Below are 18,609 nucleotides of genomic sequence, written 5' to 3' on the forward strand. Positions count from 1 at the left end.
TCACCGCATCACCAGTTCCACCGGCATCACGAGCACCACAGGTAGTACCGGAACCAGTGGAGGGCCGTCCGGCGCATCGTCCCAGTGCGCCGTACGGCCCTCTTCGCGTACCACCACGGCGGGGTGACGGGTGGGGCGAAGATCACAGGCAGTGACCCTGAACGACCGGGCTCCCGCCGACTACCGTGTGCGGGTGCCGAAGAACAGAAACACGTTCTCATTCTCCGCCGTTTCGGCCTCCGCGTCGGAGGCCCTCTCCGCCGCCGCGCTCTGGCGGCGCCGCGCCACGACCCGGGCCGTGCACCACGGCTGGCGGCTGATCCAGCAGGCCGGTGCGGTCAGCGCACAGCGCCCCGGGCGGCTGCGCTTCGGCTCCCTCGGACACGGCAGCAAGCTCGCCTTCCCGCAGGGCACCGTCTTCGGCGAACCCTGGATCCACCTCGGCGACTACTGCATCATCGGCGAGCACGTCACCCTCACCGCCGGGATGATGCCGGACCTCGACCTCGGCCCCGACCCGATACTCACCCTCGGGAACGGCGTCGTCCTCGGCCGGGGCAGCCACGTCATCGCCGACACCACCGTCACCATCGGTGACGACTGCTACTTCGGCCCGCACGTCTACGTCACCTCCACGAACCACAGCTACGACGACCCGGAGCAGCCCGTCGGCAAGCAGTGGCCGCGGGCGGCCCCGGTGGAGATCGGGCCCGGCTGCTGGATCGGCACGAACGCCGTGATCCTGCCGGGCGCGAAGCTGGGCCGGAACGTCGTCGTCGCCGCGGGCGCCGTCGTACGCGGTGAGGTCCCCGACCACGCGGTGGTGGCGGGTGCGCCCGCGCGGATCGTGCGCCGCTGGAACAAGGAGGACGGGTGGCAGCCGCCGATGCGCACTCCGGCGCCGGTCCCGATCCCGGCGGACATCACACCGGAACAGCTGGTCGCACTGGCCGAGTTGGACCAGGAGGCCTCGTAGGCCACGGCCGCCCGTCGCCGGAGTGATCGGTCATGCGTTCCAGTAAAGTGGACCGTCCGTCCAAAATAGTGGACGGCCTGGCCACCTTCTGAGACGGACGGAACGTGTCGGACCTCGACCAGCTCACGCAGTCGCTCGCCCGCAACCTCAGGCGCTGGCGCGGCGAACGGGGCTTCACGCTCGACGCGCTGGCCACCAGGGCGAGCGTCAGCCGCGGCATGATCATCCAGATCGAGCAGGCCCGCACCAACCCCAGCGTGGGCATCACCGTGAAGCTCGCCGACGCCCTCGGCATCAGCATCACCACGCTCCTCGACCACGAACAGGGCGTCCCCGTCCGCCTGGTGACGCCCGAGCACGCCGTCCGGATGTGGTCCACGGAGGCGGGCAGCCACGCCACCCTCCTCGTCGGCACCGAGGGCGGGGGCACCGAGAGCCGCGGCCCGCTCGAACTCTGGTCCTGGTTCCTGGTGCCCGGCGACGCCAGCACCTCCGACCCGCACCCCACCGGCACCACCGAACTCCTGCGCGTCACCGCGGGCGAACTCACCCTGGTGGTGGACGGCGCCCCGCACCCGGTCCCGGCCGGTACCTCGGCCACCTTCGAGGCCGACGTCCCGCACGCGTACCGCAACGACGGCACGACCGCGGTGGAGATGACGATGGCGGTGTCGATCCCACCCGCGAGGTGACGCGGGTGCCGGACAGGTGACGCGGGTGCCCGGCAGGTGAACCGGTGACCCGTGAGGTGACCCCGGGCGTCCGGATCCCTACGATGGCTGTCGTTGATGAGGCAGTCGGACGGGGGACCCGTGGACGAGAACACCTTCCCGGTGCAGATGCGGGCGGGCGGCCAGGAGCTGCAGCCGGGTGCCCAGGGCGCTCCGCCCTGGGGGCCGATGGACGACCATCTGCTCTACACCTGCGGCGTCGTCCACGACCTGACCCAGGGCCGCCTCGCGCACCGGCCGCCGCTGCCGACCACCTCCCGCCTCGCCCAGGGCGAACTCTCGCTGGCGGCCGGACCCGCCGCGCGCTCCACCTGGCGGGCGCTCGGCGACGGCTCGTACACCCAGACCAGCACCATGGCCATGGGCTCGACCGGCTTCGTCGTCGGCGCCCTGGCCGTCAACGCCATGGGGAACGCGTCCCGCAGACAACAGGCGCAGGCCGCCGCCCAGCCCCGCTGGGTGCTGGAGGGGCACGGCGAGGTCACCGTCACCGACCGGCGCGCGATCTTCTCGCACCCGGAGACCTGGCTCGACCTCGGCTGGAACGGGCTGGCCACCATGGACCTGGCGGCCCCCGACACCTTCGAGTGCGCCTTCCACGACATCAACGGCAAGGGCTACACCACGGTGCGGCTGCACAGCCTCTGGGCGTCGCTGATCTTCGTACTCGCGGCACACGCGGCCTTCCCCGCCCACCCGCGGCTGCTCTCGCACGGCTGGCTGCCGCCCGGCTTCGAGGCACGCTGCGCGGCGTACGGGCGGAGCTGTCCTTCCGTACGGTGAACTGTCCTTCCGTACGGTGAAGGCCGGGCCGGACGGTGAAGGCCGGGCGGTCGCGGTGCGGGGCCGGGCGGTCGCGGTGCGCGTCAGCCCAGTCGCGGGATCTCGATGGCGGGGCAGCGGTCCATGACCATGTCCAGGCCGGCCGCCCGCGTCCGCTCGTACGCCCCCTCGTCCACCACTCCCAGCTGGAACCAGACCGCCTTCGCGCCCACGGCCACCGCCTCGTCGGCGATCGGACCCGCGAGGCCGCTGTTCACGAAGACGTCGACCACGTCGACGGGGAACGGAACGGCGTCGAGCGAGGCGTAGCCCTGCTCGCCGTGCACCGTCTCCGCCTTCGGGTGCACGGGAACGACACGCTTGCCGAACCGCTGCAGCACGCGGGCGACTCCGTAGGCGGCACGGTCCTGGTTCGACGAGAGGCCGACGACGGCCCAGGTGTCGCCGGACTCCTTGAGGATCTTGCGGATCGTGTCCCGGTCGCCGTACATGTCTTCCGTGCCTCCTGGAGCGGTGCGGGGTGGTCCCGTGGTCCGAACCACCGCGGGGCCCCGGCCATTCCCGGGCCCTTCGCCGCCCCTTCCCGGGGCGGAGCCGTAGCGCGTTTCGGCAGGTCCCGTACGGTCCGCATAGGGTGGGCCGAATGCAGGAGCAGTACCGGACCGTCGCCCACGCGGGCGTGCACGAGGCGGAGATCAACCGATCCCGATTCCTCTGCGCCCTCGCACCCGCCGCGACCGAGCAGGAGGCGCAGGACTTCGTCGCGCGCGTCCGCAGGGAGCACCCCACCGCCTCGCACAACTGCTACGCGTACGTCGTCGGCGCCGACGCCGGGATCCAGAAGGCGAGCGACGACGGCGAACCGGGCGGCACCGCCGGAGTCCCGATGCTCCAGATGCTGATGCGCCGCGAGATGCGCTACGTCGTCGCCGTCGTCACCCGCTACTACGGCGGTGTGAAGCTCGGCGCGGGCGGCCTGATCAGGGCGTACGGGGGCGTGGTCGGCGAAGCCCTGGACGAGCTGGGCACGATCGTCCGGCAGCGCTTCCGGCTCGCCACCGTCACCGTGGACCACCAGCGGGCGGGGAAGCTGGAGAACGACCTGCGGGCGACGGGGCGCTCCGTGCGCGAGGTGCGGTACGCGGAGGCGGTCACCATCGAGATCGGTCTGCCGGACGCCGACGTGGAGTCCTTCCGCGGCTGGCTCGCGGATGCGACGGCGGGGACCGCCGGATTCGAGCTGGGCGGCGAGGCGTACGGCGACGTCTGACAGGCGCCCCTGACGCTCAGGACCAGGGGCGTACGAGGCCGGTGGGAGAACGGATTCCACCGTTGCGGCCTTGATTGTCAGACCCTCCCTTTACTCTCGTGAACCATGAGGCTTCTGCATACGTCCGACTGGCACCTCGGCCGGTCCTTCCACCGGGTGGGACTGCTCGACGCCCAGGCCGCGTACCTCGACCACCTGGTCGAGACGGTCCGCGCGCACCAGGTGGACGCCGTGCTGGTCGCCGGGGACGTGTACGACCGAGCGGTGCCGCCGCTCGCCGCCGTGGAGCTCTTCGACCGGGCCCTGCACCGGCTCGCCGCCGAGCACGTACCCACGGTGATGATCTCCGGCAACCACGACTCGGCCCGTCGCCTCGGCGTCGGAGCGGGCCTCATCGAGCGGGCGGGCATCCATCTGCGGACCGACCCGGCCCGGTGCGCTGTTCCCGTGGTGCTCTCCGACACGCACGGCGACGTGGCCTTCTACGGACTGCCCTACCTGGAGCCCGCGCTCGTACGGGACCAGCTCGGCGCGGCCAGGGCACGGCACGAGCAGGTGCTGTCCGCCGCCATGGACCAGGTCCGTGCCGACCTCGCCACCCGGCCCGAATCCACCCGCTCCGTCGTCCTCGCGCACGCCTTCGTCGCGGGCGGCGAACCCTCCGACAGCGAGCGCGACATCACCGTCGGGGGAGTGGCGGCCGTCCCCGCCGGAGTCTTCGACGGCGTCGACTACGTCGCCCTCGGCCATCTGCACGGCGCGCAGCGGGTCACCGAGCGGGTCCGCTACTCCGGCTCGCCCCTCGCCTACTCCTTCTCCGAGGCCGACCACCGCAAGACGATGTGGCTGATCGACCTCGGCCCCGGCGGGGAGATCGCCACCGCCGAGCGGCTCGACTGCCCGGTGCCCCGGCCGCTCGCCCGCCTCCGCGGACAGCTGGCGGACCTGCTCGACGACCCCGCCCTCGACCGGCACGAGGACTCCTGGGTCGAGGCGACGCTCACCGACCCGGTGCGCCCCGACGACCCGATGGCCCGCCTCTGCGCCCGCTTCCCGCACACGGTCAGTCTGGTCTTCGCCCCCGACCGGGGCCCCGACAGCGAGCACGTCTCGTACGCCCAGCGCCTCAAGGGACGCGACGACCAGCAGATCGCGGAGGACTTCGTGGCGCACGTAAGAGGCGGCAGCGGACCCGACGGGAGGGAACGGGCCGTGCTCCAGGGCGCGTTCGACGACGTCCGGGTCGACGAGACGGTGCGCGAGGTGGCCCGATGAGACTGCACTCCCTGCGCATCACCGCCTTCGGTCCGTTCGGCGCCACCCAGAAGGTCGACTTCGACGCACTCTCCTCGGCCGGACTGTTCCTGCTGCACGGGCCGACCGGCGCGGGCAAGACCTCCGTCCTGGACGCCGTCTGCTTCGCCCTGTACGGATCGGTGCCCGGCGCCCGCGAGGGGCGCGGACTCACCCTGCGCAGCGACCACGCCGCACCCGACCTGCCCACCGAGGTCATCCTCGAACTGACCGTCGGCGGACGCCGGCTGGCGGTCACCCGGCGGCCCGCGCAGCAGCGTCCCAAGAAGGGCCGCCGCACCGGATTCGTCACCGACAAGGCACAGAGCTGGCTCAGCGAGTACGACGCGGGCACCGGGCAGTGGCAGGCGCTCAGCCGCTCCCACCAGGAGATCGGCGAGGAGATCAGCGGGCTCGTCGGGATGAACCGCGAGCAGTTCTGCCAGGTCGTGCTGCTCCCGCAGGGCGACTTCGCCCGCTTCCTGCGCGCCGACGCCGAAGCCCGCGGCAAGCTCCTCGGCAAGCTCTTCGACACCCGCCGCTTCGCCGCCGTCGAGGAACGCCTCGCCGAACTGCGGCGCACCGCCGAGCAGCAGGTCAAGGCGGGCGACGACCGGCTGCTCGCGCTCGCCGAGCGGATGGCGGAGGCAGCGGGTCCGGCCGCCGCCGACTGGCCGCGCCCCGAGGAGCGGCCCGGGGACCCGGGGCTCGCCGCCTCCGTCCTGAGCTGGGCCGCCGTCGCCCGCAGCGGCGCCCGCGAGCGCCGTGACATCGCAGCCCTCGCCGTCGCCGCCACCGAGAGCAGGCAGGCCGCCGCCCGCCACGTCCTGGAGGAGCAGCGCGAACTGCTCCGTCTCCAGGAGCGGTTCGCCGACACCCGAAGGCGCGCCGACGCCCTGGACGCCCGCCGCGAGGAGTACGAGCGGCTGTGCGCCCGGCAGGACCTGGCCAGGGCCGCCGACCGGGTGGCACCCGCCCTGGCCCTGCGCGGTGCCGCCGACCGCGAACACCGGGCGGCGAGCCGGAGCTACGAGGAGACCCGCGGCCGCCTCCCGGCCGCCCTCGCGGACGCCGGCGCCGACCAACTCGCCGAGCGGGAAGGGCGGATACGGCAGGAGCTGGGCGGACTCGACGCCGCCCGCCGGGCCGAGCACCGCAGCGCCGACATCACCGCCGAACGCGCCGCGCTGGACCGCGAGGCCCGAGCCGACGACGAACTCCGTCAGGAGGCCGACGAGTGGCTCGCCGAATGGGACACCGTACGACGCCGCCACCAGGAGCGCATCGAGGCCGCGCAGGAGGCCGCGACCCGCGCCGGACACCTGGAGTCGCAGCTGGAGCCGGCCCGCACCCGGCTCGACGCCGCACGCCGCCGCGACGAACTCGACCGGCGGGTCGCCGCAGCGAAGGAGGCGGAGCAGGCCGCCCGTGACAGGTCGAGCGGCGCCCGCGAGAGGTGGCTCGACCTGCGCGAGCGGCGGCTGACCGGAATCGCCGCCGAGCTGGCCGCCGGACTGTGCGACGGCGAAGCCTGCAAGGTCTGCGGCGCCACCGAGCACCCGGCCCCCGCACGGGCCGGAGCAGGACACGTCGACCGGGCCGCCGAGCAGCAGGCCGAGACGGCGTACGCCACGGCCGACGGGGCCAGGGCGCAGGCCGAGAGCGCACTGGCCCGGCTGCGCGAGACCCTGGCCGCGGCACAGGCCGAGGCGGGCGGCGCGACCGTCACCGAACTCGCCGCGCAGGCAGACGAGTTGCAGCGTTCCTACACGGCGGCGCACACAGGTGCGGGCGACATGCACGCCGCCCGGGAGGCCCTCGACCGGGCCGAGCGGGAGCACACCCGCCGCGTCGACACCCGCGAGAAGGCCGAGCGCCGCGGCGCCGCCCGCACCTCGCACCGCGAAGCCCTCGACCGTGAACTCGCCTCACTGGAAGAGGAGTTGACGCGGGCCAGGGGTGGGGCGGGCAGCGTGCAGGAGCAGTACGGGCTGCTGCGGCACCGGGCCGAGCTGCTCGCCGGAGCGGCGGAGGCGGTACGGACCTACGAGGCGACGGCGGAGCGGCTCAAGGAGGCCGACGGCGCTCTCGCGGACGCCTCGTTCAAGGCCGGGTTCGCGACTCCGCAGGAAGCGGGCGCGGCGCTGCTCGACGACGTACGACAGCGCGAGCTCCAGCACCGTATCGACGCCTGGCAGGCCGAACGGGCGGCGGTCGCCGAGCGGTTGCGCGAGAGCGAGGCCGCCGACGCCGCACAGCGGCCGGCCGCCGACCCGCAGGCGGCCCAGGCCGCACTGGCCGCCGCCGAGCGCGCGCAGCGGGACGCCACCTCGTCGTACGACGCGGCCCGCGAGCGGTGCGCGGCGCTGGCCCGCCTCGACCGGCAGGCCGAGGCCGAAGCACGCGGACTCGGCCCGCTGCGCGCGGAGTACGAACGGGTGGCGCGCCTCGCCGGACTCACGGCAGGTACCTCCGCCGACAACGAACGCAAGATGCGCCTGGAGTCGTACGTCCTCGCCGCCCGGCTCGAACAGGTCGCCGCCGCCGCGACCGCCCGGCTGCACCGGATGTCCGACGGCCGTTACACCCTCGTCCACTCCGACGAGCGGACGGCCGGGACCGGCAGCCGCCGGGCCGGACTCGGCCTGCACGTCGTCGACTCCTGGACCGGCCGCGAGCGCGACACGTCGACGCTGTCCGGCGGCGAGACCTTCTTCGCGTCGCTGGCGCTGGCACTGGGCCTCGCCGACGTGGTCACCGACGAAGCGGGCGGAGTGCGCCTGGACACGCTCTTCATCGACGAGGGCTTCGGCAGCCTCGACGACCAGACCCTCGACGAGGTCATCGACGTCCTGGACGCCCTGCGCGAGCGGAACCGCAACGTCGGCATCGTCAGCCACGTCGGTGACCTGCGGCAGCGGATCGGCACCCGGCTGGAGGTCGTCAAGCAGCGCAATGGATCGGCGGTCCGCCACCACCTCTAGGCGCGGGGCTCCGGACCCGGCGCCGGGGCCCCGCGCTCAGTGGCCGATCGCGCGGCGCGGCAACGGCGACGAGTACACGACGCTGGTCGTCACCGACCCGAGCGCCCCGATCCGCCCCGACACCTCCTCCAGATGCTGCATCGACCGCGCGGCGACCTTCAGCACGAAGCAGTCGTCGCCCGTCACGTGGTGCGCCTCCAGGACCTCGGGCGTCGCATCGAGCAGGTCGTGGAACGGCTTGTAGTTGCCGTGCGGATACCGCAGCCGTACGAACGCCAGGATCGGAATGCCGAGCCGCTCCGGCTCGACCACGGCGGAGTAGCCCGAGATCACGCCCGCCTCCTCCAGCCTGCGCACCCGCTCGGTCACCGCGCTCGACGACATCGAGACGGTCCGCGCCAGCTCGGCGAACGAGGCCCGCCCCTCACGCTGCAGGGCTTCCAGAATGCGCCAGTCCGTGGCGTCCGGTGAATATCCGGTCATGGGGACAGACAACAGGGGAATCACCGGCAGATCAAGAGAAGTTCAGGGGGAATCCACTTCAGTGAAATGATCATCGACCGTAGATTTCGTGCCATGACGAACACCACGGCGCACCCCATGACGAACACCGCGACGGACACCGCGACGGACACCGCGACGGACACCGCGACGGACACCGCGACGGACACCGCGACGGACCCCCAGGCCCCCGCCGCCGCACCGGCCAACGCCGTCCTACGGGTCCCGCCCGCGTCCCCCGCGGCAGCCGCCGCGTACTTCGGTGCGAGCCTCGCCTTCCACGCGGACGTCTCCGACGTCGCCGCCGCTCTGGCCGCCGCGCTCGCCTCCGGTGAGGACCCCGGCTTCGTGGTGATCGACTCCCGCTCCACCGAATCCTGGGACCAGGGCCATGTCCCCGGCGCCCTCCACTTGCCGACCGCCCTCATCTCCGAGCAGGCCGAACGGCTCCTCGACAAGAGCGTGCCGGTCGTCACGTACTGCTGGGGCCCCGGCTGCAACGGCGCCACCCGCGCGGCCCTGGCCCTCGCCCAACTCGGCTACCAGGTGAAGGAGATGCTCGGCGGCATGGAGTACTGGATCAGGGAAGGCTTCGAGTTCGAGACCTGGGAGGCCCGCGAGACCCGCGAAGCGGACCCGCTGACTGCGCCGGTCGGCGCGGAGAACTGCGGCTGCTGAAGCGGGAGTTCCGCGACAGCGCCCTGCGGCGGTGTCCTGCGGATCGAATTCGGGTGACGTCCCCGCGCCCCCCTGCCAAGATGTCGGGCCATGCCCAAGTTTCCGCACCCCGCACCCGGTGAACTCCGCCGCGACCCGCGCCCGCTCCTCGGCCGTACCGCCCTCGTCACCGGCGCCAGCAGGCGCGGTGGCATCGGCTACGCGGTGGCCCGACGCCTCGCCGCGTACGGGGCGAGCGTCTACCTCCACCACCACGTCCCGCACGATGCCTCACAACCGTGGGGCGCGGACCCCGAAGGCCCCGAAGGAGTGGCCGCGGGCGTCCGTGACGCACGTACCGACCCGGAAGCGGTCGTCGTGCACGGCCCCGGTGACCTGTCCGACCCGGCGGCCCCGGCCGAACTGATCACCACCGCGGCCGAAGCGCTCGGCGGGCGCCTCGACATCCTCGTCGCCAACCACGCCCTGAGTGGCAGCGACGGCGCCCTCGACGACATCGACGCGGCGATGCTCGACGCCCACTGGGCGACCGACACCCGCTCGGTGATCCTCCTCGCGCAGGCCTATGCACGCCTGCGCACCGCACTCCCGCCGGACGTCCCCGGCGGGCGCCTCCTCATGATGACCTCGGGGCAGGACATCGCGGGCGGCATGCCGCAGGAACTCGCCTACGCCCTGGCCAAGGGTGCTCTCGCCTCGGCGACCCGCAGCCTGGCCACTTCCCTCGCCGATCTCGCGGTCACGGTCAACGCGGTCAACCCGGGTCCGGTGGACACCGACTACCTGTCCGGTGCGGACTACGAAAAGGTTGCCGCGAGGTTCCCCTCGGGCCGCTGGGGGATGCCGGACGACCCGGCCCGGCTGATCGCCTGGCTCGCCACCGACGAAGCGGCCTGGGTCACCGGCCAGGTCATCGACTCGGAGGGCGGCTTCCGCCGGGACTGACCGCTCGGCCCGCTGCTGGGGTTGACCGCTCGGGCCGCCTGCTGAGGGGCCGGGCCCCGGCCCCTCCTGGACCCGGCCCCGGCCCCTCCTGGACCCGGGCCCGGGGCCCTCACGGCGCAGGGCCCCGGCCCCTCGGGGCACCCGAGGATCAGAGCTGCGAGAGCTCGTCCACCAGGTCGTCGAGGCCCAGCGACCCCTGCGAGAGCGCCGCCATGTGCCACGCCTTCAGGTCGAAGGAATCGCCGTGCGCCCTGCGCGCGTTCTCCCGGCCCAGCAGCCAGGCCCGCTCGCCCAGCTTGTAGCCGATGGCCTGGCCCGGCATGGACAGGTAACGGGTGATCTCGCTCTCCACGAAGTCCGCCGGACGGCCGCTGTGCATGCCGAAGAACTCCTCCGCCAGCTCCACCGTCCACCGCTCGCCCGGGTGGAACGGGGAGTCCGCCGGGATCTCCAGGCCCAGGTGCATGCCGATGTCGACGATGATCCGCGTCGAGCGCATCATCTGCGCGTCCAGGTAGCCGATCCGCCGCTCGGCGTCCGGCAGGAAGCCCAGCTCGTCCATCAGGCGCTCCGCGTACAGCGCCCAGCCCTCCGCGTTGGCACTGACGATGCCCACCGTCGCCTGGTAGCGCGACAGTTGGTCGGCGACGTGCGTCCACTGCGCGAGCTGCAGGTGGTGGCCGGGCACACCCTCGTGGTACCAGGTCGACAGCAGGTCGTACACCGGGAAGCGGGTCTCGCCCATCGTCGGCAGCCAGGTGATGCCGGGACGGGAGAAGTCCTCGGAGGGGTTCGTGTAGTACGGGGCCGCCGCGCCGCCGGGAGGGGCGATGCGGGACTCCACCTTGCGGACCCGCTCGGCGAGTTCGAAGTGGGTGCCGTCGAGGGCCGCGATCGCCTCGTCCATCACGGACTGGAGCCAGACGCGGACCTCCTCGACGCCCTCGATGTGGGTGCCGTGCTCGTCCAGCCAGGCCAGCGCCTCCCACGGGGTGGCCGCCCCCGGCAGGATCTTCTCGGCCTCCGCCTTCATCTCGCCGAGCAGCCGGTGGTACTCCGCCCAGCCGTACGCGTATGCCTCGTCGAGGTCGAGGTCGGTGCCGTTGAAGGCGCGCGACCACCGCGCGTACCGCTCGCGGCCCACGGCTTCGGGCGCGTCCTGGACGGCGGGGGCGTACACGTCGCGCATCCAGTCGCGCAGCGCCACGACCGCCCCGGTGGCCGCACGGCCCGCCGCGTCCAGCTCCTCGCGCAGCGCGTCCGGGCCGCCGGCCGCGAACTCGTCGAACCAGCCCTGCTTCTCGCCCGCCCAGTCGGTGAGCTGCTCGATAAACGTCCTGGTCGGCCTCGGGCTGCCCAACAGGCCCTGTTCCAGGCCGAGTTCGAGGGACTTCCGGTAGCCGTCGAAGGCGGCGGGGACACCGCGCAGCCGCTCCGCGACGTCCGCCCAGTCCTCGACCGTGTCCGTCGGGGCGAGCGCGAAGACCTCGCGCACGCTGTGCGCGGGACCGTGGATGTTGCTGACGGCGCGCAGGTCCTCCTGCGCCGCGTGCACCGCGAGCTCGGCGGTCAGCCGCTCGCGCAGCAGCCGCCCGCAGCGCCGCTCGGCATCGGTGTCCGCGCCCGGCCGCCGCTCCGACTCGTCCAGCACGGCGAGGGTGTGGCGGGCGAGTTCGGCGACGGCCTGACGGCCCTCGGGGGAGAAGTCGGGGAGCGTGCGGGCGCTCTCCTTCACTCCGAGGAGGGTGCCCATGATGGGTTCGAGGGTGATCAGGGCGTCGACGTACGCGTCGGCGACCTGACGGGGCAGAGGGGTGCTGATGTCTGACATGTGGACATCCTCGTACGGGAAGGCGGTCCGCGTCACTAGCGTTCTTGCTCGGAGACCTGACAACCGTCAGTTCTGCGGGCCCGGTCGGCTCCGGTCGGCCTGCTGTCCGTACGGAGTCGCCTCGTGGAGCGGAACGGCGGGGCGTACCGGAGCCTGCTGCGCGCTGAGCCGGGCCGTGACGACGAGCGTGCCCTCCTCTATCTGGTAGTCGAGGGGCAGCTCAAGCCCGCGCATCGCCGCGACCATCCCGGTGTTGGACGCCTGGGTCACCGCGTACACGCTGCCGCAGTCGGCCTCCTCCGCCATCGCCACCAGCCGCGTCAGCAGCTCGGAGCCGATGCCGCGCCGCTGCCAGGCGTCCTCGACGAGCAGCGCGACCTCGGTCTCGTCGCCGTCCCACAGCAGGTGGCCGAGGGCGACGAGCCGGCCGGACGCGGTCTGCACGGCGAGGGTGCGGCCGTAGCGCGGGCTCAGCAGATGGCTGAGGTAGCGGTCGGCGTCACCGACCGGGCCGTGGTAGCGGAGGTTGAGGGTCCGCTCGGAGCAGCGCTCGTGCATGGCGAGCGCCGCCTCGATGTCGTCGGGCCCGGCCCTGCGTACGGTGATCGCGTTGCCCTCGGGCAGCGTGAGCACGTCCTGGCTGCGGGGCACCCGGGGCCCGAGCCGGGCGTCCAGCTCCACCAGCGCCCGCGCCCGCGCGAACTCGGTCGGGGTGAACGGCAGATACGGCCGCTCCACGGTGATCGCCCCGCCCGACGGATCCCCCAACCGCATCACGGTCCCTTCCAGTACGCCCTCCACGGGCGCGCCCTGCCCGCTCGGCCGCCCGGTCAGAGTGGTGGCGGGCAGCGAGTGGATGGTGCACCGGCCCAGCAACTGCCGCAGTGCGAGCGGCAGTTCGGCCGCGTCGAGCGCCGTCCGGGTGGCCAGGCCGAGCACCCGGGTCGGGGCGTCCACCAGGTCGTGCGCGTCGGCCCGCTCCAGCCAGGTGTCCCGGGCGCCGATCGCCGCGACCTCGCGCGAGAGGTCCCTCGCCTGGAGTTCGGCGGGGCTGCGGAGCAGGAGCTCGTCCACCGTGCCGTCGCCCAGGGGGTGCGTCTGGAGGGTCAGGATGTCGACGTGCAGCCGCGCGAGCACGGTGCACAGTGCGGCCAGCGAACCGGGCTCGTCCTGCACGGTGGTCCGCATCCGCCACAGGGCGGTCTCCCGCAGCTCGTCGGCTGCCGGGGACGTGTCCGTGGCCGGTGCGGGATCGGCGGTATCGGATGCGGTCGGCGGCGGCGGTGGTGCGTGACTGTGCCTCCGTGCCCACCAGGTGTGGAACCCGGCGGTGGCGGCGAGCGCCACCGCCGAGGCGATGAGCAGTACGGGCCCGTCGGGACCGTGTGCGATCGTGTTCGCGATCGAGTCGGCGACCGCCACCGCCGTGAAGATCGCGGCGAGCTCGACGAGGTCGCGGCGCCAGTGGTGGCGACGCGCACCGGCCTTGGTGCCCGAATTCTTGAGTCCAGTCGTGTGCGTCATGGCAGCACTCTTGCCGAACGGTGTTGCGTGATCACGAACGTTCTGTGACTGATGGGTTAAGCGTGCTTCTGGTCGATTCGCTGCGATTTTCGGCGAGGGGCGACTGGAGCTGACCGACCCCGTGACGAGGTACGTTCGCCCAGGTCATGCCGGTGAGTCAAGTCCCTGGCCCCCGGCGATGGCCCGCAGCGCGTCCAGATGCCGCTGGTACACCGTCCGCCCCTCCCTCGTGAGCGTGAGCCAGGTCCGGGGCCGCCGCTCGACGCGCCCCTTCGTCACGCTCACCCACCCGGCCTCCTCCAGTGCCGCCACCTGCTTGGAGAGCGCCGAGTCGGACACCTCCACCAGGTCCCGTACGAAACTGAAGTCGGCCTTGTCGACGGGGGCGAGCGCCGCCACCACCGACAGCCGCACCGGCGAGCTCAGCAGGGGTGCGAGGGCGTGCCGGGGGTGCGCTCCGGCCTTGTGCTCCGTCATGCCGCCCTCCGCTTTTCGAGCAGTGCGCCAACCAGCGGCGGCGTCGCGCAGGCCAGCGCGCCTCCGACGGCGAATGGCACGCTGCCCCGCAGGCCGCCCAGCCCGACCAGCGTCATCATGGCCGTGTGGACCAGGGCCCAGGAGCCGATCGTGATGCTGTGCCGGAGGCCGAAGTTGCGCCGCACGGCCCGCTGCTGAATCGCGTACACGATCAGGGCGGCGACCATCAGGAGGAACACGGACAGGGCGACCACGAAGACGGTCATGCTGGTCCACAGCAGGAACACGGGAACGAACATCAACTGAGTGACCCCGAAGACCAGCAGATAGCGCGCGTACCAGCTGCTGCCCCGCAGGGCGGCCCGCTCCACCCGGTCCACGCGCTGCAACGCCGCCACCGCATCGGTGTACTCACTCATCGCTCCCCCTACTGCCGGTGAAATCGGTGTAGTGGGAAGGATGGCACTTACTTTCCAACTCGGCAAGTAGATGCAGGGGAGGAATCTTCTTTCCAGTCAGGGGTCAGCGGCTGGTGTCCAGGACGACCCGGGCCACCAGCGCCGGATCGTCATTCATCGGTACGTGACCGCAGCCGGGCAGCCGTACCAGCCGGGCCCCCGGAATGACGCCCTTCGACCGCACCCCCTGCCGGCGCACCAGCAGCCGGTCCCGGGTGCCCCACGCCACCGTCACCGGAATGTCCGGCACGTCGTCCCGGAACCGGACGGTCCGCCCGGCGGCCAGCGTCGGCCAGAATCCGGTGCTCTCCCGCAGTGCGAGTGTCTCCGCGACGACGGCCTCGGGCGTGCGCCGCCCCGGCTTCGCGTAGATGGTGCCGGTCAGCGCGGCCCGTCCCGCCGCGCTCTTCGACAGCCGCTCGATCAAGGGCAGCGGTGCGGCCGTCGCCCCCGCCCGCATTCCGCGCAGCGTCGCGAACGCGTACCGCCGCTCGGCCTGCGTCCAGAATCCCGCGGGGGACAGCGCCGTCACCGACCGTACGAGCTTCTCGCGGCCCAGCTCCAGGGCGAGCAGTCCGCCGAGCGAGTTCCCCGCGACGTGCGGGCGGTCGACGCCGAGCTTCTCGCACAGCGCGGCCAGTACGGGCACCACCGAGCCCAGGTCGTACGACACGCCGTCGGGGAGGCCGGGCGAGGCCCCGAACCCCGGCAGGTCGACGGCGATCACGTCGCGCTCGGCCGACAGCGCGGACAGCACCGGCTCCCAGGCCTGCCAGTGGTGCCCGATGCCGTGCAGCAGGAGCAGCGGCTCGCCCCGGCCCACCCGCTCGTACGTGACGGATGCGGTGCGCGGGCCCCCGGGGGACTCGACGGTGAACTCGATGCTGGCGGTCATGGTGTGCGGCTCCCTCGGTCCCCGGGGCGCTGAGTCCCCGGGCTACGGCCTTAGACGGTCTGTCAGTAACAACTACCCGTAACAACTACTCCCCGGTAGGCAGGAGTTGCAAGAGCGCGGCCGAGGGTGGACAGCGCCGGGCCCGTGAGCTGGGATGGACCGGTGACTGCCGATACCGTGACCGACCCGAGTGACCTGTCCGCCCTCTTCGAAGAGCACCGCCCCGTCCTGACCGGAGTCGCCTACCGGATGCTCGGCCGGGTGGCCGACGCGGAGGACGTCGTGCAGGACGCCTGGCTGCGCTGGTCGGCCGAGGGCCGTGAGGACGTCCGCGCTCCGCGTGCGTATCTCGTACGGATCACCACCCGCCTCGCCATCGACCGGCTGCGGCACGTGCAGTCGCGCCGCGAGGCGTACGTCGGGCCGTGGCTTCCCGAGCCCTTCGAGACGGACTTCGGCGTGACCGTCCCGGACACCGCGGAACGGGCCGTCCTCGCCGAGTCGGTGTCCCTCGCCGTCCTCGTCGTCCTCGAATCGCTCTCGCCGCTGGAGCGTGCCGTGTTCGTCCTGCGCGAGGCGTTCGGCTTCCCGTACGGGGAGATCGCCACCGCACTCGACAAGTCGGACGCGGCGGTGCGCCAGCTCGCCGGTCGGGCGCGCAAGCACGTCGACGAGCGCAAGCCGCGCTTCGAGGTGGACCCGGCACAGCAGCGCGACCTCACCGAACGGTTCCTCGCCGCTGCCACCGGCGGCGACCTCGGTGAGCTGCTGTCGCTGCTGGCCCCCGAGGCCAGGCTGGTCGGCGACAGCGGCGGCAAGTCGAAGGCGCCGCTGCGGATCGTGGAGAGCGCGGACAAGGTGGCGCGCTTCCTGCTGGGCGTGGCGCGGCAGGCGATCCCGGGCATGGAGATCCGCCTCACCGAGCTCAACGGCGGGCCCGCGGTGCTGATCCTGGCGGACGGCGAGCCGGACGGTGTCTTCCAGCTGGACGTCGCCGACGGCCTCATCCAGTGCGTCTATATCCTGCGAAACCCGGACAAACTCACCGCACTCGCTCCGGAGTAGACGACTCCGTCCTCAACTCCCGCCCCGCGTCCGCCCGTCGGACGCGGGGCATTTTGCCGTTCCGTGATGGATTGGTCTTGACCAAGTAGATGTGCCGTCCTATGGTCGCAGAGTTAGTACAAGGACCTTTAATAAACAAAGGCGCGGAACACGGCACGCCGCGGGGGACGCGGCGATTGCGGAGGATCAGGGTGGGGACCACGCAGCTCGAAACGGTGCCGGAGCCGAAGTACTGGCACCTCAAGACCGTGCTCAGCGAGGCACTCGACACCGACTTCTCGGTCGGCGAGATCCTCCCCAACGAGCGTGATCTGGCGGCCCGCTTCGGCGTCGCCCGCGCCACGCTCCGCCAGGCGCTCGAACAGCTGGAGCTGGAGGGCCGCCTGCACCGCCGCCGCGGCGTGGGCACCACGGTCGCCCCGCCCCGGATGGGCGTCGACGTCTCCACCTCGCAGCACACCTGGCCGGGCACGGCCGACGACGTCTGGCAGAGCGCGGACTGCACGACCGGAACCTTCGCCGCCGCCCCGGCCGCGGTGGGCCGGATGTTCACCGCGTCCGTCGACGGCGAACTGCACACCGTGCGCCGCACCCGTATGACGCACGGCCAGCCGGTCGCCGCCGAGCTGCTGTACGTCCCGGCGGCCTCGGTGCCCGAACTCCCGGCCATAGAGGCCACGTCGGGCCCGGTCAGGGCCCGCAGCGTGCTGCGCGAACTCCAGCGCCTCGGCCTGGACGGCCAGGACCGCGCCGTCGAACTCGGCTCGGCCCGCGCCGACGACGCCAAGGAGCTCGACCGGCTGCCGGGCGCGCCCGTGCTGGTCGTCACCACCCGCTACTTCGTCGGGGGCCGCACCGCCGCCGTCTCCGTCGCCACCTACCGGGCGGACACCTGCCGGCTGACCTTCGGCGACTCGGGCGACCTGGAGATCAGCCACCACGGCCCGGCCGCCCACGCGTCCTGACCTCGGCTTCTGGTACGTACGGCAGCTTCTGGTACCTACGGCCCGCCGTCTAACGGCGGGCCGTCACCGTGGTCTCCACCGCGAACAGCTGCTCCTCGACGTGGTCCAGCGCGAGCCGCAGCGCTCCCGTCGCCACCGACGCCTCGCCGAGCAGCGACAGCGCCACCCGGGGCGGCCGCAGACAGTACCGCTCCAGCTCACTGCGCAGCGGATCCAGTACGCCGTCCAGGCCGGCCGCCCACCCGCCGATCACCACCAGTTCCGGGTCGAGCGCCAGCGCCAGCGCCGCCACGTCGTGCACCAGTCGCCGGATGAACCGTTCCATCGCCGCCTGCGCCTGCAGGTCCCCGCGCTTGGCCTCGGCGAACACCGCGGCCACCGCCTGCTCGTCCAGCGGGTGCAGCGGTTCGTCGGTGGTGGAGAGGAGCTTCTCCGGCCGGGCCTCGCGGCCCAGCAGATGCAGTGCGCCGATCTCGCCCGCCGCGCCGCCGTACCCCCGGTGCAGCCGCCCGCCGATCAGCGAACCGGCGCCGGGGCTCAGCCCGGCGAGCACGAACACGAGGTCGTCGGTGTCCTGCCCGACGCCCTTCCAGTGCTCGGCCACCGCGGCGGTGTTGGCGTCGTTCTCCACCAGCACCGGACACCGGAACGACCTGCGCAGCCGCTCGCCCAGCCGCAGCCCCGTCCAGCCGGGCAGCGCCGTCCCGAGCCGCACGGTCCCGTCGGCCTCGACGATGCCGGGGCTGCCGACGCCGACCGCCCGCAGCGAGCTGCGCGGCACTCCGGCCCTGCGCAGCACGTCGGCGACCACCTGGCGCACCCGCTCAAGACGGTCGTCCGCACCGGCCGACTCGTCGACCTCCCGGGCCCCGGCGCCCACGATCCGCCCGTCGAGGCCCGACAGCAGTGCGGAGACCCGGTGCGGGCCGATCTCGATGCCCAGCAGATGCCCCGCCTCGGCCCGGAACCGGAACCGTCGCGCGGGTCGCCCCTGGCGCTTCGTACCGCCCTCTTCGGCCGCCATCTCGACGACCAGACCGGTCTCGATGAGCCCCTCGACGACGCCCTCGACGGTGGGCCTGGACAGGCCGGTGATCCGGGTCAGGTCGGTCAGTGTGGGGGAGTCCGCGGAGTCCGCACCGCGCAGGGCGTGCAGCACCACCGCGGAGTTGATCCGCCGCAACAGAGAGGGGTCCCCGCCGGTCAGCCGCCCCAACGTGTCCTCCCAGCTCG

At 72.8% G+C, this 18,609-nt stretch carries 18 protein-coding genes; 10 read left to right on the forward strand and 8 right to left on the reverse strand.

Translation table 11 applies throughout. The features are described from left to right. The first annotated feature begins 193 nt into the window (after window positions 1-193). The 3 genes from ACH4SP_RS25340 (at window position 194) to ACH4SP_RS25350 (ending at window position 2,490) form a co-directional block, all read left to right on the forward strand. Window positions 194-976: an acyltransferase gene (locus ACH4SP_RS25340; RefSeq protein ID WP_398417841.1), complete on the forward strand. Its 783-nt coding sequence runs from the start codon at window positions 194-196 to the stop codon at window positions 974-976. A gap of 104 nt (window positions 977-1,080) precedes the next feature. Then, the gene (locus tag ACH4SP_RS25345) at window positions 1,081-1,668 is read left to right on the forward strand and encodes an XRE family transcriptional regulator (protein WP_398417842.1); all 588 of its coding nucleotides are present in this window, start codon (window positions 1,081-1,083) and stop codon (window positions 1,666-1,668) included. Between the two features lie 120 nt (window positions 1,669-1,788). Further along, complete coding sequence (locus ACH4SP_RS25350) at window positions 1,789-2,490, forward strand: hypothetical protein (RefSeq protein ID WP_398417843.1); 702 nt, start codon at window positions 1,789-1,791, stop codon at window positions 2,488-2,490. Between the two features lie 83 nt (window positions 2,491-2,573). Here the strand turns inward: ACH4SP_RS25350 and ACH4SP_RS25355 are convergent, their stop codons facing one another. Then, window positions 2,574-2,981 carry a CoA-binding protein gene (locus tag ACH4SP_RS25355; protein ID WP_398417844.1) on the reverse strand — a complete coding sequence of 136 codons (408 nt, stop codon included), beginning with the start codon at window positions 2,979-2,981 and terminating at the stop codon, window positions 2,574-2,576. Window positions 2,982-3,133: 152 nt separating this feature from the next. On the opposite strand from ACH4SP_RS25355, the gene ACH4SP_RS25360 reads away from it, so the two are divergent. The 3 genes from ACH4SP_RS25360 to ACH4SP_RS25370 all read left to right on the forward strand — a co-directional run bounded on the left by ACH4SP_RS25360 (window position 3,134) and on the right by ACH4SP_RS25370 (window position 8,037). Beyond that, the gene (locus tag ACH4SP_RS25360; RefSeq protein WP_398417845.1) at window positions 3,134-3,760 is read left to right on the forward strand and encodes a YigZ family protein; all 627 of its coding nucleotides are present in this window, start codon (window positions 3,134-3,136) and stop codon (window positions 3,758-3,760) included. Between the two features lie 105 nt (window positions 3,761-3,865). After that, complete coding sequence (locus tag ACH4SP_RS25365) at window positions 3,866-5,035, forward strand: exonuclease SbcCD subunit D (RefSeq protein WP_398417846.1); 1,170 nt, start codon at window positions 3,866-3,868, stop codon at window positions 5,033-5,035. Then, window positions 5,032-8,037, forward strand: a complete 3,006-nt coding sequence (locus ACH4SP_RS25370) for an AAA family ATPase (protein WP_398417847.1) — start codon at window positions 5,032-5,034, stop codon at window positions 8,035-8,037. The genes ACH4SP_RS25365 and ACH4SP_RS25370 overlap by 4 nt, the downstream gene beginning before the upstream one ends. A 36-nt stretch (window positions 8,038-8,073) precedes the next feature. On the opposite strand, the gene ACH4SP_RS25375 is transcribed toward ACH4SP_RS25370, so the two are convergent. After that, complete coding sequence (locus tag ACH4SP_RS25375; RefSeq protein WP_398417848.1) at window positions 8,074-8,520, reverse strand: Lrp/AsnC family transcriptional regulator; 447 nt, start codon at window positions 8,518-8,520, stop codon at window positions 8,074-8,076. A 117-nt stretch (window positions 8,521-8,637) separates the two neighbouring features. Here ACH4SP_RS25375 and ACH4SP_RS25380 point away from each other — a divergent pair, with 117 nt between their 5' ends. Both ACH4SP_RS25380 and ACH4SP_RS25385 read left to right on the forward strand, forming a co-directional pair. After that, on the forward strand, window positions 8,638-9,216 hold the full coding sequence (locus ACH4SP_RS25380) for a rhodanese-like domain-containing protein (RefSeq protein WP_398418367.1): 579 nt from the start codon (window positions 8,638-8,640) through the stop codon (window positions 9,214-9,216). A gap of 90 nt (window positions 9,217-9,306) precedes the next feature. Next, the gene (locus ACH4SP_RS25385; protein ID WP_398417849.1) at window positions 9,307-10,161 is read left to right on the forward strand and encodes an SDR family oxidoreductase; all 855 of its coding nucleotides are present in this window, start codon (window positions 9,307-9,309) and stop codon (window positions 10,159-10,161) included. Window positions 10,162-10,309: 148 nt separating this feature from the next. On the opposite strand, the gene ACH4SP_RS25390 is transcribed toward ACH4SP_RS25385, so the two are convergent. From ACH4SP_RS25390 to ACH4SP_RS25410, 5 genes are all read right to left on the reverse strand, one after another. Then, window positions 10,310-11,992, reverse strand: coding sequence for a DUF885 domain-containing protein (locus tag ACH4SP_RS25390; protein WP_398417850.1), 1,683 nt, complete (start codon window positions 11,990-11,992; stop codon window positions 10,310-10,312). 66 nt (window positions 11,993-12,058) lie between these two features. Then, window positions 12,059-13,516 (reverse strand): GNAT family N-acetyltransferase, encoded by a 1,458-nt coding sequence (locus ACH4SP_RS25395; protein WP_398417851.1) that lies wholly within the window; start codon window positions 13,514-13,516, stop codon window positions 12,059-12,061. Window positions 13,517-13,660: 144 nt separating this feature from the next. Further along, complete coding sequence (locus ACH4SP_RS25400) at window positions 13,661-13,993, reverse strand: winged helix-turn-helix domain-containing protein (protein ID WP_398417852.1); 333 nt, start codon at window positions 13,991-13,993, stop codon at window positions 13,661-13,663. After that, a complete protein-coding gene (locus ACH4SP_RS25405; RefSeq protein WP_398417853.1) occupies window positions 13,990-14,412 on the reverse strand; it encodes a hypothetical protein in 423 nt (140 codons plus the stop codon). The genes ACH4SP_RS25400 and ACH4SP_RS25405 overlap by 4 nt, the downstream gene beginning before the upstream one ends. Before the next feature lie 103 nt (window positions 14,413-14,515). After that, window positions 14,516-15,346: an alpha/beta fold hydrolase gene (locus ACH4SP_RS25410; RefSeq protein ID WP_398417854.1), complete on the reverse strand. Its 831-nt coding sequence runs from the start codon at window positions 15,344-15,346 to the stop codon at window positions 14,516-14,518. Between the two features lie 162 nt (window positions 15,347-15,508). Here ACH4SP_RS25410 and ACH4SP_RS25415 point away from each other — a divergent pair, with 162 nt between their 5' ends. Continuing rightward, a complete protein-coding gene (locus ACH4SP_RS25415; protein ID WP_398417855.1) occupies window positions 15,509-16,411 on the forward strand; it encodes an RNA polymerase sigma-70 factor in 903 nt (300 codons plus the stop codon). 191 nt (window positions 16,412-16,602) lie between these two features. Beyond that, entirely contained in the window at window positions 16,603-17,376 is a 774-nt protein-coding gene (locus tag ACH4SP_RS25420; RefSeq protein ID WP_398417856.1) for a GntR family transcriptional regulator, read from the forward strand. A 49-nt stretch (window positions 17,377-17,425) separates the two neighbouring features. Here the strand turns inward: ACH4SP_RS25420 and ACH4SP_RS25425 are convergent, their stop codons facing one another. After that, a complete protein-coding gene (locus tag ACH4SP_RS25425; protein ID WP_398417857.1) occupies window positions 17,426-18,592 on the reverse strand; it encodes an ROK family protein in 1,167 nt (388 codons plus the stop codon). Window positions 18,593-18,609: the final 17 nt, after the last annotated feature.

Source organism: Streptomyces sp. NPDC021093, assembly GCF_044333135.1.
Classification (GTDB): domain Bacteria; phylum Actinomycetota; class Actinomycetes; order Streptomycetales; family Streptomycetaceae; genus Streptomyces.

What these genes read in the sequence shown, in the direction of transcription:
- ACH4SP_RS25375 (WP_398417848.1), bottom strand. Translation starts at nt 8,520, where the DNA reads ATGACCGGATATTCACCGGACGCCACGGACTGGCGCATTCTGGAAGCC.
- ACH4SP_RS25370 (WP_398417847.1), top strand. Translation starts at nt 5,032, where the DNA reads ATGAGACTGCACTCCCTGCGCATCACCGCCTTCGGTCCGTTCGGCGCC.
- ACH4SP_RS25395 (WP_398417851.1), bottom strand. Translation starts at nt 13,516, where the DNA reads ATGACGCACACGACTGGACTCAAGAATTCGGGCACCAAGGCCGGTGCG.
- ACH4SP_RS25400 (WP_398417852.1), bottom strand. Translation starts at nt 13,993, where the DNA reads ATGACGGAGCACAAGGCCGGAGCGCACCCCCGGCACGCCCTCGCACCC.
- ACH4SP_RS25390 (WP_398417850.1), bottom strand. Translation starts at nt 11,992, where the DNA reads ATGTCAGACATCAGCACCCCTCTGCCCCGTCAGGTCGCCGACGCGTAC.
- ACH4SP_RS25360 (WP_398417845.1), top strand. Translation starts at nt 3,134, where the DNA reads ATGCAGGAGCAGTACCGGACCGTCGCCCACGCGGGCGTGCACGAGGCG.
- ACH4SP_RS25405 (WP_398417853.1), bottom strand. Translation starts at nt 14,412, where the DNA reads ATGAGTGAGTACACCGATGCGGTGGCGGCGTTGCAGCGCGTGGACCGG.
- ACH4SP_RS25385 (WP_398417849.1), top strand. Translation starts at nt 9,307, where the DNA reads ATGCCCAAGTTTCCGCACCCCGCACCCGGTGAACTCCGCCGCGACCCG.
- ACH4SP_RS25380 (WP_398418367.1), top strand. Translation starts at nt 8,638, where the DNA reads ATGACGAACACCGCGACGGACACCGCGACGGACACCGCGACGGACACC.
- ACH4SP_RS25410 (WP_398417854.1), bottom strand. Translation starts at nt 15,346, where the DNA reads ATGACCGCCAGCATCGAGTTCACCGTCGAGTCCCCCGGGGGCCCGCGC.
- ACH4SP_RS25355 (WP_398417844.1), bottom strand. Translation starts at nt 2,981, where the DNA reads ATGTACGGCGACCGGGACACGATCCGCAAGATCCTCAAGGAGTCCGGC.
- ACH4SP_RS25365 (WP_398417846.1), top strand. Translation starts at nt 3,866, where the DNA reads ATGAGGCTTCTGCATACGTCCGACTGGCACCTCGGCCGGTCCTTCCAC.